Origin of the sequence: Bacillus sp. PDNC022, assembly GCF_016919285.1 — a bacterium.
In the GTDB taxonomy this organism is placed as follows: Bacteria; Bacillota; Bacilli; order Bacillales; family Bacillaceae; genus Bacillus; species Bacillus safensis.
The window spans coordinates 2,425,794-2,440,235 of record NZ_CP070345.1; the positions used below are offsets into that span (position 1 = coordinate 2,425,794).

Consider the following 14,442-nt stretch of genomic DNA (forward strand, 5'->3'; position numbering starts at 1 on the left):
TGGAAATCGAGTGTTTAAGAAAGAAGGGAATGCTTTTGAAGCGGGAACATCTTTTACGATGGTTTTTTTATTTTGTTGGGTTGATCGTACTAGCTTTTGGACTATCGCTGACAGTGAAAGGGAAGATCCTTGGGATTGGTCCTTGGGACGCTTTCCACTACGGACTGTTTCAGCATTTTGGACTCACAATTGGACAATGGTCCATTATTATTGGTGCACTCATTGTGACACTGACTTCTGTTTTTACGAAATCATTTCCAAAGATCGGCGCTTTACTGAATATGGTGCTGATTGGCGTGTTTATTGATTTCTTTAATGTGATATTACCTGCGCCACATGGGTATTTACCGGCTTTATATGTATTTATTACGGGTGTTGTAGTTTCTGGATATGGCGTTGGCATTTATGTTTCAGCCAATCTTGGCGCTGGGCCACGGGATTCATTAATGCTTCTCATCTCAGCGAAAACAGGGCTGAACGTTCAGTGGGTTCGAAATGGCATTGAGTTAACAGTGCTTTTGTTTGCATGGATGCTCGGTGGACCGATCGGCATTGGAACGATTTTGACTGCTATCTTCACAGGTCTTGTCCTTCGTTTTTCCTTGCCGCAATCGACACGGCTCCTGCAGCTGCTCATTACAAAAACAGCAGAGAAACCTGTTCAAACCCTTACAAGATGAAAGTAAGCCATTCTTATCATAGAATGGCTTTTCTTGTGTTAAAATTAATAAACAGAATATTCACACATAGGAGTTGGAGACCTCATGCAGCTTTTCCACTATCATTACTGGACACCATTTGTTGAAGAGACAGAACAAACGTATCGTTCGCTGGGCTTTGAGGTAAAAGGACGTTTCACAAAGGATGATTCCTTTCATCCCCCGTTCACATGGGATGATTTTAGAGATAAGCAGCCGACCTTTCGAATCATCGAAATGAGAAAAGGTCAGATTAATATCACATTCGGATATAGTAAAAAAGTCTTGTTTGATCACATCGGCTTTCTTGTCTCAGACGAAGAATATGATCAATTGCTTGCACAAGCAAAAGAACTAAACTGGCCAATCCAAGCTGGGGAACGGAGAACGTTTCTTTCGACACCTCTTCGTTTAAGGCTTGAATTACAGCGCCGTACAGATGTCATCGAAAAGGGAAACGATGCGCTGCATGCTCTGACAATTGCTGTTCCTGATTTGTCACAGACACCTAAAGTTGATCAGCTGCTATCTTCAATGAAGCAGACCATTCACTGGCAAAAAGGAGAACGGCTTTCCCTGCTTAACGCGGTCATGACAGATGATGATGGAGTTGATACAACTGATCCGAATGGTGTTCACATCGTGAATCAGACGTAAAAGCAGCGAGGCTCGCTGCCTTTTTACTTTAATGGACGAATGGGGATCCAGATGAGCGTCATATGATCTGGCGAATGAATATCTCCAGCTACGGGATACGTCTCCATTTCCATTCCGCCAGCGTGTTCATACCCTGAGGCAGGGAACCATTCTGTAAAAATACGTGCCCATGTTGAATGAACAGCCGTTTCGACCGGTCCCTTTGCCTGAAACACAGCCCATGTGTTTGCTGGAATCTGTTCAACTGTCATCGCTGGGTCTGGTTCTTCCATGCCTTGCTCAATTCCAATGATATAATCAAAGGTTTCAAGCGTTTCATTAAAGTGGGCACATACACCGACATACCCAAGTTCCCCTGCAAGATGAGCCAATGAGTCCGTCCAACCTTCTCTGTTGACACGTTCCCAAAAGGCTGGGATGTCTTGTGTGTTTTGGCCTTGTTTTGTTGTTGTCTTGAGCCTTCTGCCCATGATAGAAAATGAGTCTTTTTCTACAATTCGATAATGCATCGGTTCCACTCCTTTTATTTGAAGTTCAAAGGAGAGACGGGGATATGCTTTCACGGAATACTGGCTTGTTTTGATTGCTGCTGGTGTGTATCCATGATGTCGTTTGAATGCTTTCGTAAACGACTCTGGGGTTTCATAGCCGTATTTAACCGCTACATCAATGACTTTCACTTGCTTGGTCATGAGCTCTTCCGCAGCAAGGGTGAATCGCCTTTTTCGAATATATTCTGCGACAGAAATTCCCGTCAGCATATGAAACAAGCGCTGATAATGAAATTTAGACATGCAGGCGGCCTCTGCCACTTCTTCGATGAGCAAAGGCTGATCGAGCCTCTCCTCTATATAATTAATACTATCCATCATCAAGTGAATCATATCTGTCTCTCCTTCCTTCTTCACTATATCGAGATCATCCCGCTCCTTCCTGTCATTTTGTGCTTTTATTGAACAGGGGTCTCTTTCCCTTTTACGCGGCACTCTCCAATGGTACAATCAATGTAAAAAATTAGAGGTTCGTTATGAAGATATTTGCTATCCAATTACAACACTTAGATGAAATTGATGCACGACAACAAATAGAGCGTCTGAAACCCTTTGTGTCATCTGAAAAGCGAGCTGCCGCTGAACGCTTTCGTTTTTTGATCGATGCAAGAAGAACCTTGTTAGGTGAGGTGCTGGTTCGTCAAACGATCCATGATATGTACGATCTGCCTATGGATCAGATCGTTTTTGAAACTGAGGGCAATGGCAAGCCTGTTGTCCGGCATCTTCCTTCTTTTCATTTTAATCTTTCTCATTCTGGCAATTGGGTCGTTTGTGCAGTAGATGATGCACCTGTTGGGATTGATATTGAGGAAATCAAACCAATTGATTTGGCGATTGCCAAACGATTTTTTTCAGCGGATGAGTATCAGGATTTACTCTCACAGCCGGCAGAACGGCAGGAAGCCTATTTCTTTCATCTATGGTCAATGAAGGAGGCCTTTATCAAGCTGACTGGAAAAGGCTTATCCTATGGGCTTTCGTCCTTTACAGCCCGTCTGTCAGAGGATGGACAGGCTGAGTTAACATTACCTGATCATGAAGCGCCTTGCTTTGTTCAAACATATTCACTTGACCCTGCCTACCAAATGGCGGTATGCACACGAAAGTATGCTGCGGCTGAAAGCGTTGAGAGACTCACTTGCAGCGATGTGCTGTCCCGCCTTTAATAACGCGTGCTTTGCTGAAATACCGTCTTTAATAGATCGACTCCGCGTGTGATCTGCTCTTCTTTCACCTGCCAGATGTTCAGCTGAAGAATGGGTTCCTTTTGATAGGCCGACAGGTAATAACGGTCAATTGGCTGAATGGAAACAGATGCCTTTTTCAGCTGCTGAATGAGCTGGTTCATGGGAATCGACCGGTCGACACGTACATGTGTATGGGTAGCCGGCTCCTGTTCTCCCAGCTGATAAGTGCTCTGATCATTTTTTAAACTTGCTACGAGCTGCTTGGAGCGGTTTCGATAGGTCTCCCGCATTCTGTCTCTATGCCTCTCAAACATCCCGCTTTTTAAATATATTTCTAAGGCTGCCTGGGACAGCATCGAGCTGTCGATATCAATCAGTCGTTTGTGTTCGCTAAAAGGTCTAATCAGTTCTTCAGGTAAGACGACCGCTCCTGTTCGAAGCCCCGGAAAAATGATTTTCGAAAAGCTTTTCAAATAAATGACCTTTCCTGCCTGATCATATGAATAGATCGGGTCTCTTTTTGTATCGAATTCTAAATCTGCTATATAATCATCCTCAACAATGTAGACATCATATTTCTCGGCAAGGGATGCAATCGCTCTTTTTTCTCGCTTTGATAAACTCGTTCCAAGCGGGTTTTGAAATCTTGGCATCGTATAGAAAAAACGAATCTCCTCTTCTCGAAAGATGCGCTCTAATTCGATAAGATCAATCCCTTTTTCCGTCCGCTGAATTCCGCGCACAGGTAATTGATTCTTCTCTAAATATTGGAGATATAAGTGATAACCCGGCTGTTCGACTAGAATGGTTTGTCTTCCATTCGGAAAAGGGATGGTGCTTAAAATGGATAAAGCGAGCTGAATACCAGAAGTCATGACGATCTGTTCTGGATGAGCAAACACTTGATAATCCATTAATCGCTTTGAGATGACTGGCAGCAGTGATGGTAAACCGTTGGCTGTGCCGTAAATAAATAAGTCATTTTGATACAAATCGATCGCTTGGTTGATGCAGTGCTGGAAATCGACATATGGAAACACAACGGGATCAGGTGCAGATGAAGCAAAATCAATCCATGCGCCGTCCTGCTTGCCTGCTGGCTGCTTCGTTTTCACAACATAATAGCCGCTTCTTTCTACAGAATACAGCAAGTGTTCACGCTCCAATGTATCAAGCGCCTTGATGACAGTGCTTTTACTCACTGCATATTGAGCCGCTAAGTGGCGAATGGATGGAATTTTCATCCCAGCACTGTACTCACCAGAATCCATTTTTCTTTTTAAACTCAAGACAAGCTGATCATATTTCCTCACACCTTTTCCCTCCTTGTACCGGTACAGATATCATGTTCTCTTATTGTACACGTTAGATGATCCGATTACGATAGAAGAACAGAACCGGTCAATTCATTTGAAGCATGCATGCTCATGTAAGGAGTCACGTTATGAATATGTCAAAACAAAAAGCGTATGCTGCCGCGATCGCATACGCCTCTATCATTGGCTTTTCCTTTTTGTTTGTCAAAATAGCATTAGAATCAGCAAACCCAATAGATTTATTGGCACACCGCTTTACCATTTCTTTTGCAGCCGCTCTATTGCTGTACCCGTTTCTACGAAAAAAGTATCGCATATCCATTCAATGGCGTGATCTTATTTATATCGTACCGTTTTCCTTGCTTTATCCTGTTTTGTTCTTTGCTTTTCAAGTGTGGGGATTGATGTATACATCTTCTTCAGAGGCTGGCATCATTCAAGCGACGATTCCCATTCTGACGATGCTGCTGGCAGCCTGGTTTTTAAAGGAACGTGCGACATGGATACAAGTGCTGTTTACCTTTCTTTCTGTGTGCGGGGTGATGCTTCTCTTTGTCATGAAGGGAATTGATGTCAAGCATTCTCACTTCATCGGCTATTTGCTGATTTTACTTTCAGCCTTGTCATCCAGTGCATATAGTGTGTTTGCCAGAGTGATTACAAAACGCTTCCATGTGATCGAACTCACCTTTGTGATGACCTTCTTTGGCTTTGTCTTTTTCAATGCCGCCGCGCTTATCCGGCATTCGATCAATGGCACATTGCCGGAGTTTTTCAGTCCATTTACAGAAGCATCCTTTGTATGGTCGATGCTCTTTTTAGGCATTCTTTCATCGCTTCTCACGGCGTATTTATCAAACTATGCACTCTCTCAGCTTGAAGCGGCAAAGGTCAGCATCTTTAACAATTTATCCGCATTTATCACGGTCGCCGCCGGGGTTCTCATTTTACACGAAACGATTGATTGGTATCATCTCATCGGAGGGGTGCTGGTCATTGGCGGAGTAATTGGCGGGAATGTCGTGAAGAAACAGCATTCATAAGAAAAAGCGGCCTCTTTATAGAGAGCCGCTTTCTTTTTAATGTCTAATCAATTGCTGCTTGGCTGCAAGCTCAATGACATGTCTCATCTGCTCTGCAAATTGCTCAAGGTGTGTGTTGATGTACATGTGGCCTCCATCGAAATTGGTGCGTTCGATGGTTTTAACCCATTTTAGCCAGCCGCTTGCATCCTGTATGCATTTCTCATCTTGCTTTCCATTGAATAAATAAACAGGTGTATCGATGATCGATTGATCTGTGTGCTGAAAAGTTTCCAGTGCCCGGTAGTCTGCACGCAATGACGGTGTAAAGTAATCCATCATTGGTTTGTTCTCTAATAATTCCTTTGGAATCCCGCCCATTTCGGCAATATGCTGTACAAATGCTTCATTGGATAAATGGGTCAGCATCTGCCGTTTTGTTTGCGGAGGCTGAATGGCTGAGATCACCACTGCTGCGGGATAAATTCCTTCCTTTTCTAGCAGCTGGGTTAGTCTGTATACCACAAGTCCTCCCATTGAATGTCCGAACAGAATAAATGGGCGGTTAAATTTGTCCGTGAGTCCTTCTTTATACAGCTCTGCCAGCCGGTCAATGCTTGATTCAAGCGGCATGAGATTGGTGCCGTGCCCTGGGGGCTCTGCTGCTGTGACTTCGGCCACGTCTTTTAGCTGTTCAAAGAGCGGACGGTATGAGGCGGAATATCCGCCGGCAAAAGGAAAACAAATAAGCTGAATGAGATCTGATTTTTTTTCAAAGGTTTTCAATAACTGATTCATACGTCTTTACCCCTTTATAATCGTTTGAAGAATCCGTGCCAGTTCATCTGCCTGCGGTCTTTTCATCATGGTGACATGGTCGCCTTTGATGTGGTAATACGAGCACGACTCTTTCGTATAAGCCTCCCAGTCTGCGAACTTCTTCTGGAAATCGCTTGCGTGATCACTGCTTTGGACAATATAAAATGGCACAGGGAATGGTTCTTTTTCTAATTCAATGGCTTGTGACATGATCGTATTATGCGTTTGCATTTGTAAATATTTATCTAAATATTGATCATTCATGAATTGATGAACAACTTCATCCTTTTCTGCCTCTTTGAGTATTTTCTGCTTCACTTCTTGGAAGCTCAATCCTTGTAAAGCTTCTGGCTGAATGCCGACCAGATTCCCCATTCCAAGGACAAGTGCGAGCATTTTTACTTCTTCTTCGTTCATATCGGCATGAAGTGCCTGATCTGCCTCATCTCTTAGCACTGGGACCGTATCTAAAATGATGAGTCCTTTCGGTGCTTTTCCTGCATGGCAGAGCCGCTGATTCATTCCGTAGGCAAGATGCCCGCCCATTGAATGCCCTGCGAGATAGTCAATGCCCGGACGGTAGAACGTTTCAATGGCTTCAATAAAAAGGGTCACAAGCTCCGTATAATGGAGGAATTGCGGCTCTTCATCCTCATATAGGCCAGGAGACTGCAAGGCGTACACAGCGCCTTGATGTGTCATAAGCTTAGCAACATCGATATAGCCCATCACCGTTCCACCAGCTGGCGGTGCAAAGAATATTCTCGGTTCGGCTGGGTCGCCCTTTTTCAGCTCAATCACATAGTCCTTCGGAGACCTTTCGATGTTCTCAGCGGCTTCTGGCACTGATTCTAAATGTGCGGCTAACTGGGCAGGCGCCGGGTGCATGAAAATCCATTTTGGATCAACACGAACACCTTTTTCTTTTAATTTGGCGACAGCCTGAATACTCATGATGGAATCGCCGCCCAGATCAAAGAAGGAGTCATGCATACCTACTTGTTTCACACCAAGTACTTCCTTGAAAGCTGCGACAATCCGCTCCTCCGTTTCAGTGACCGGTTTATCGTCATCATCGGAAAGGGAAATTGTTTCTGTTGGCTCTGGCAGTGCTTTTTGATCAACCTTCCCGTTCGTTGTCACCGGCATTTCATCCAGTACGACAAAGTAACTTGGAATCATATAGCCTGGCAGGCTTTCCTGCAAAAAGGCTTTCCAGCCCGGAACAGGATTTTCTCCGTTTGTTACAAGGTAGGCCGCCAGCCGCTTTGAGCTGCCATACGTTTTGGCGATGACTGTACATTCTTTGACTTGTGGATGCTTGAGCAGGGCTGTCTCAATTTCTCCGCATTCAATTCGGTAGCCTCTAATTTTCACCAGATGATCTTTTCGGCCAAGATATTCAATAGTGCCATCTGACCGCCATGTACCAAGGTCGCCTGAACGATACAGTTTGTCTCCCTTTAGTTCATGGAAAGGATTATCAATAAACCGCTCCTTTGTCTGCTCTGGATCATGAAGGTAGCCTTTCGCAAGGCCAGTTCCGCCGATATAAATTTCTCCTTTGACGCCTGCTGGTACTGGATTGAGCGCATCGTCCAGTATGACGACAGTTGAGTTCGACACCGGCACACCAATAGGAACTGATTTTGCGCCTGCTGGCACATGTGTGACTTGATGTGTTGTGGCTAATGTCGTGTTTTCTGTTGGACCGTAAGCATTGACGAGCACACCCTCCATATGCATCAATGCCTTTCGTGCATGCTCACTTGACATGGCTTCCCCGCCAACGAGTAATGTGCGGTAGCCTGCCACACTTTTTGGATCATGCTCCACCAATCGATTAAATAAAGCGGTTGGCAGACAGTTGGCTGTGACTTGATGCGTTTTGATGAACTGCGTTAATTCGTCCATATTCAGTGCTGCATATTTTGGGAGCAGAATCAGCTGACCACCATTCAGCAGCATTCCCCATAATTCAAATGTAAAGGCATCAAAAGCATAGTTTGAGAGCTGAAGCATTTTATCATCTGGACCGAGCTTGATATAATTTGTTTCTCTAACCAAGCGGACAACTCCTGCATGAGGGAGCATCACGCCTTTTGGTGTACCTGTTGAGCCTGATGTGTAGTTGACATAGGCTATTTGGTCTTCCCCTATGATCGATGCTTCTCTTTGATACATTGCATTTGTTTCTAGTATTGGCTTGTCCATGACAATCTTTGTACCTGTAAAGTCTACGAGACGATCTGCAAGATGAGACTGGGTGATGATCACATCGCTTTGCGTATCACGAACGATGAGACGGATGCGTGCATCAGGATATTCAGGTGACATCGGAACATACGCAGCACCAGATTTGACGATTCCTAGGACCGACACAATCATGTCAAAGGAGCGATCAAATAGCATCGGTACAAGGGATCCTGGTCCAATTCCTTTTGACTGCAAGTAAGCAGCAAGCTTTGTCGCCTTTTCATCCAAGTCTTCATATGTCATGTGTGCATCCATATAGGACAAGGCAATACGATGCGGATGACGCTGCACCTGCTCTTCAAACAATTCTTGAAGCGTACGCTTTGGATATGGCGTATCTGTTTGATTTTTCCCTATAATCATGGCCGCCTGTTCCGCTTTGTCCATTAAGCAATAATCAGCAAATGTACGCTCAGGCTGAGCCGTCATGCCATCTAACAAATGTAGATAATAGTTCATATAACGTTGGATGGTCTCTTGGTCAAATAAATCCGTATTGTATTCCACATGAATCGACAGCTGCTCTTCCTGTTCAAATATATGCAGGGTGAGATCAAATTTAGATACTGTATGATGGACCATCACATGTTCACTTGTCAGCCCTTTGAGATTTACATCGAGCGAATCGGTGACATACCCCATGGCCGCCTGAAAAATAGGTGACCGGCTTAAGTCTCGATCTAACGAAAGATCATCGACAAGCTTGTCAAATGGATAATGCTGATGCTCAAAGGCTTTTAACGTCATCTCTTTCACATTTTCCAAGAGATCAGCGAACGTCTCTGCTGTTGAGACGTCCTGTCTCAGCGCAAGTGTATTCACAAACATCCCAACAAGCTGCTCTGATTGCTTGGCATCCCGCCCTGCTATAGGTGATCCAATGATGATATCTGTCTGTCCGGACAGCTTGTGAAGCAGGACATAGTACGCGGACAGCATCGTCATGAACAGCGTCGTGCCCTGCTGCTTGGACAAAGCCAGCAAGCGGCGGATAAGCGGTTCATCCAGTACGATTTGCTCTGTAGCACCGTTAAATGTTTGAACCGGCGGACGAGGACGGTCAAACGGCAGTTCCAGCACTGGAAGTTCACCTTGTAACGTATTGAGCCAATAGGTTTGATCTTCTTGATGATGCTTTAATTGTTCATTTTCCCAATGTACATAATCCGTCCATTCGATTTCTAAGGCTGGGAGCTGCGGCGTTTCATCTGCAAGCAGTGCGTCATATGCCACTTCTAACTCCTGAATGAGCAGGCTGAGTGACCATGCATCTGAAATGATGTGATGCTGCGCGCAAAGGAGATAATACTCCTCCTTGCCCATATCTACTATCGTCCACTGCGCAAGAGGTCCTCTTTCTAAATCATAGACGCGTTCTGCCTCTTGCTGAATGAGCTGCTTGAGTCTTCTCGCTCTTGTTTTTTCATTAAATAACGAGAAATTTGCCACTGTCACAGATGGCGGAAGGTCTTCACGAATGAGTTGAACCGGCTTGCCGCCAAGTGATTTAAATACTGCCCGAAGTGCTTCATGCCGCTTTGTTAAAAGACCAATCGCTTTTGTTAATGCTTGAATGTGTAATGGTCCTGTCAGCTTCCAAGCACCTAATATATTGTAATGATGGCTCTTTTCTAATGTGGATAAGAACCAAATACGCTTCTGGGCATGTGACAGCTCATAGCTTGTTTGCTTTTCAAGCTTTGGAATTTCCGCTTCCTGAACGGCTGGCGTTCCTTTGATGTCATCAACCATTTGCGCCAGATGTGCCAGATGTTTGCTTTCAAATAATATTTTTAAAGGCGCCTTAATTGAAAATTCATGATTGATCCGAGATATGGTTTGAGTCGCCTTTAGTGAATGTCCGCCAAGGTCGAAGAATTGATCCTCTTTATACACACGATCTACATCTAAAATGTCCTCCCAAATGGCGGCAAGAAGCTGCTCTGTCTTCGTTTCTGGCAATTGCTTTTCAAGGCTTTGTGCATTTTTGTCATGATTCAGTTTGAGGGCTTCAAGATCAATAGAGCCATCTTGTTTTTTCGGTATTTCCTGTACTTGCTGAATGTCCCATTTGCCTGCTGAGACGCTCGAAATCTCTTCAACATGCACTTCTTTGCCAGGCTGAACGGTGTAAAAAAGCTTTTTCTCAAAGACCGGTATTGGAGCTGGCTGAAGATACCCGGCGATGTCTGGATTTGCTCCGTCCAGACCAATAAACAGATGCGCTTCATTCAGCCGGACACCTAGACATAATGAATGGAGACCTTGCTTCTTTCCAATCAATTGAAATCCCTTGCGAACGGTGAGAGCTGCTCCGGTATGCCCCTTAGACAAACCAAGATTATCCCACATACTGAAGTTCAAAGAGATCGCTCGTCTTCCTTCTTGAAAGGTGAGAGCATGCGCAAGTCCATCTAAAAAGCTGTTGGCCGCAGAGTATGCCCCAAATGTTGTGCCGCCAAAAAAGCCATTGACCGATCCAAAAAAGACAAGCGGTACTGTCGGATCATACTTAAAGGCTTCCTGCAGGACCCATGCTCCGTCTGCTTTCCCTGACATTTCTTTTGTGAAATCCTCTTCTGACGTATGAGCTAATGTATACTTGTCCACCTGCTGAAAATGCTCAGACACATTACCAGCACCGGCTAAATGCAGCACCCCCCGAATTGATTGTCCAAAATGCTTTTCTGCTTTATAAATCGCCTGCTCGATGTCACGTAAGTTGGTCACATCCGCTTGGATATAAATGACGTCCCCAATATCTTTTAGCTGTGAGAAGGCTTCTTTCTTTTCCAAGCTGTCTTCCAGAGATGTCCGTCCGATCAATACGAGCTTTAAGCCAAATTGGAGCATTTGCTTAGACAGCTCAAATCCAATCCCGCCAAGTCCTCCAGTCAATAAATAAAGACCTTCATATTCTAAAAAACCTTCTGTTTGAGGCGCTTCGATCATATCGACTTTTTCCAGCTTTGGTACGAATCTGTCTCCATTTCGGTAAGATACCTCCGCTTTTATATGAATCGCAGACAATTCTTCCGCAATATGCTTGGCATCCTGTTCTACATTCTCCGCTTCAATATCAAGATGAGACACCTCTGCTCCTTCCCATTCTTGCGGAATGGTTTTTAGCAGACCTACAAGCGGCGTTTTCTCTACATGAAGATCGTCTTCAGACTTCACAAATTGACCACCTTTTGTCACAACGACAAGACGGATGGGCTCTTTATTTGCTTGTCTCAATGCTTGATACAAGTACAAAATGGATTGATTGGTGCTGGCATGCAGCTCTTTGAACTGCGCAGGATCAACGATGTCTTCTTTGTCTGACACATTCCACAGATGGAGCATGCACCTTGTCTTTAGTTCATCTGCTTCAAGTGCTGCAACGAGCCTGACGTAATCCCCCTTGATTCTCGGGTTCATCTGGTACATCCCTTTGGAAAGACGCAAAAATTCATGCCCTTTTCTCACAGAAATATATGGCTGATTCTTTTGTTCAAATTGGGCGTAAAGCGATTGATAAAGTCCTTTTTCATCCTCGAAAACGAGTACATGGTCAGAAAAAGGCTGAGTTGGACCGATATGCTCCTTAGCCCAAATGCGTTTGAAAAACCAATCTGGGAGTGTTTGTTCATTTTCAGAAGCAAGATCCAGTGCCTGTTCAATGTCACGGAATGCTCCTTCTTTTAGTGCTGCGCCTAACTGGGCACGCTGAATTTTCCCACTCTCCGTTTTCGGAAATTGATCTTTTTTCACCGGAATGATGTGATCAGGCTCTATTCCGATTTTTCGAATGATGGCTTCTCTTATCTGTTGAATCATCGTGATTTGTTCCTCTATTGAATCCCTTTGTGAGACAAAAAAGACGGCAAGCGTGTCGTTGCTTGAGTCGGGATTGTAAATGCCGTACGCAGCGGCAAAGGTGACTTCCACCCCGTCCACCTCTTCTACAACCGCTTCAATTTCGTAATTCAAATAATTAGCGCCGTTGATGACAATGATGTCTTTTTCTCGACCGGTCAGAACGAGACGCCCTTCGTGAATAAACCCTAAATCCCCCGTGTGAAACCAGCCGTTTTCCGCAAATACTTCTTGATTGGCTTCCTCATTTTGATAGTAGCCCATCATAATTGTTGGACTCTTCACCTGCAAACGCCCAACTTGATCTTCTGGCAGCACCTCGTGATGCTCATCTACAATTCGAATCCATACAGATGGAATCGGCGTGCCGACTTCTGTAAACGTCATCTTGTTCGGATGATCGTGCGTCACATATTCAATCTCACTTGTTAACGAGGTTTGATCAATCGTCAGCTGTCCATCCTGTTCACCGTTCCGCATGAATTTTTTTGACTGAACAATGGCTGAGGATGTTTCTGACATGCCGTAAGCAGGTACCATCGCATGACGGCTTAATCCGTGCTGTCCCATCATGTGCATGAAGCGCTGTGTGACTTTCGGGACAACCGCTTCGGCTGCATTCATGATATAAGTCAGAGTGGACAGATCCCAGCTCCCCTTACGAATGTCGTCCTCATATTCATTCATCATGGCAAAGGCAAAGTTTGGCGCCCATGTCCTTGTGACACCGTATGTTTCTACCCAATCCAGCCACACCATCGGCCGCTCGATAAATTGATCGATGGAGGGACTAATCTGCTGGCAGCCGAGGTAGACGTCATGTACATGAAACATGACAATTCCACCAACATGATCAAGCGGCATCCAGTTAAGTGACACATCCTCATGTGTAAAGCCGTTTACCTGCTCAAAGGCCACAATTCTAGATAAAATGCTTTGATGATGATGACGGATACACTTTGGTACACCCGTACTTCCTGAAGACAGCAGCTGCAGCACAGGCTCATCCGGCTCCGGCTCATAATGCTGTTCATCTGGTTCATATGCCAGCAATGCTTCAATTGTTAAGATAGGTATGACCTTTGCTTCAAATGTCTCACGCAGCCCAGCAATGTCCTCAACACTTGCTTCATTCGTAATAATGAAAGGTTCATTTTGCAGCTGAAACACGCCCTTCAGCTTATTCACACCTTGATTCATTTCATCATAAACAGGCGGCACAGAGACCGGGGTCGGAATGATTCCTCCGAGAATACAGCCCCAGAACACCGTGATAAAATCTTGATGATCTTTCAATTGAAGTAACACTTGATCGCCGTTTGTCAGTCCTGCTGCCCTTAAACCGGACAGAACCCGTTCAGCGCTTGTTAATAATTCAGGATAGGTTTGGGTCAACGTACGCCCGCCTTCTTTTATATAAGTCACCCCGCGGTCTGGTGACATAAAGGCTGATCGAATCAGCACCTCTGTCAGCGTGACAGGTGTGCCTGGTTTTTTGATCACATCTCCGCCATACACAAGTGCGGGCGGCTTCTCATGGACAGATGATTGTTTTGTTTTGCCCGCTTCACTTTTCGAAATCGGTCCGTTCCCTTGAGTACGCTGTCGATCAGGAAACAGGTCATCTAAGTGATAGGGCGTGCGTTTTTCTGACTGACTTTCAATGAAAGCGGCCGCTTCCTCTACTCCATCTATAGCTTTGGTGCGCTGTTCTATCTTTCTTAATTCCTCTTGATCTATGATTTCAATTGAAAGCAGTGCCTCTGTGTCGACTGCTCCACTTTCTGTCTTTGGCAAAGAAGGTAATAAGACGAGAGCGGCTGGCACTTCATGAGGATGAAGCGGACCTTTCATCAGATCCTCCCTTGTCAGCGAAGGGTCCTTCGCCTGTGCAAATAGCACAAGCGATAGAATGCCTTCTTGATTTTTCTTTGGAATGATTGCACATTCCTTTAGTGGAAAATGAAGCATCATGACTTGCTCTAATGCTTTAAGATCCATCCGTTTTCCGTTGATTCTGACGATATGATTTGCTGCATGTCCTTTTCGTCTACTCACTAACATCGTTTCTT

The 14,442-nt window shown here is 44.8% G+C and carries 8 protein-coding genes; 4 read left to right on the forward strand and 4 right to left on the reverse strand.

Annotated features, from left to right (window positions below):
* Nucleotides 1-35: 35 nt before the first annotated feature.
* Nucleotides 36-680 carry a YczE/YyaS/YitT family protein gene (locus tag JVX94_RS12575; protein ID WP_095407726.1) on the forward strand — a complete coding sequence of 215 codons (645 nt, stop codon included), beginning with the start codon at nt 36-38 and terminating at the stop codon, nt 678-680.
* Between the two features lie 84 nt (nt 681-764).
* A complete protein-coding gene (locus JVX94_RS12580; protein WP_205183330.1) occupies nt 765-1,355 on the forward strand; it encodes a hypothetical protein in 591 nt (196 codons plus the stop codon).
* 23 nt (nt 1,356-1,378) lie between these two features.
* On the opposite strand, the gene JVX94_RS12585 is transcribed toward JVX94_RS12580, so the two are convergent.
* A complete protein-coding gene (locus JVX94_RS12585; RefSeq protein ID WP_203129270.1) occupies nt 1,379-2,239 on the reverse strand; it encodes an AraC family transcriptional regulator in 861 nt (286 codons plus the stop codon).
* A gap of 143 nt (nt 2,240-2,382) precedes the next feature.
* Here JVX94_RS12585 and JVX94_RS12590 point away from each other — a divergent pair, with 143 nt between their 5' ends.
* The gene (locus tag JVX94_RS12590; RefSeq protein ID WP_205183332.1) at nt 2,383-3,075 is read left to right on the forward strand and encodes a 4'-phosphopantetheinyl transferase family protein; all 693 of its coding nucleotides are present in this window, start codon (nt 2,383-2,385) and stop codon (nt 3,073-3,075) included.
* On the opposite strand, the gene JVX94_RS12595 is transcribed toward JVX94_RS12590, so the two are convergent.
* Complete coding sequence (locus tag JVX94_RS12595) at nt 3,072-4,409, reverse strand: aminotransferase-like domain-containing protein (RefSeq protein ID WP_203129268.1); 1,338 nt, start codon at nt 4,407-4,409, stop codon at nt 3,072-3,074. The two genes, JVX94_RS12590 and JVX94_RS12595, sit on opposite strands and share 4 nt — an antisense overlap.
* Before the next feature lie 131 nt (nt 4,410-4,540).
* Here JVX94_RS12595 and JVX94_RS12600 point away from each other — a divergent pair, with 131 nt between their 5' ends.
* Entirely contained in the window at nt 4,541-5,455 is a 915-nt protein-coding gene (locus JVX94_RS12600; RefSeq protein ID WP_205183334.1) for a DMT family transporter, read from the forward strand.
* Nucleotides 5,456-5,491: 36 nt separating this feature from the next.
* Here the strand turns inward: JVX94_RS12600 and JVX94_RS12605 are convergent, their stop codons facing one another.
* Nucleotides 5,492-6,232 carry a thioesterase II family protein gene (locus tag JVX94_RS12605; RefSeq protein WP_205183336.1) on the reverse strand — a complete coding sequence of 247 codons (741 nt, stop codon included), beginning with the start codon at nt 6,230-6,232 and terminating at the stop codon, nt 5,492-5,494.
* Nucleotides 6,233-6,238: 6 nt separating this feature from the next.
* On the reverse strand, nt 6,239-14,434 hold the full coding sequence (locus JVX94_RS12610) for a non-ribosomal peptide synthetase (protein WP_205183338.1): 8,196 nt from the start codon (nt 14,432-14,434) through the stop codon (nt 6,239-6,241).
* Nucleotides 14,435-14,442: the final 8 nt, after the last annotated feature.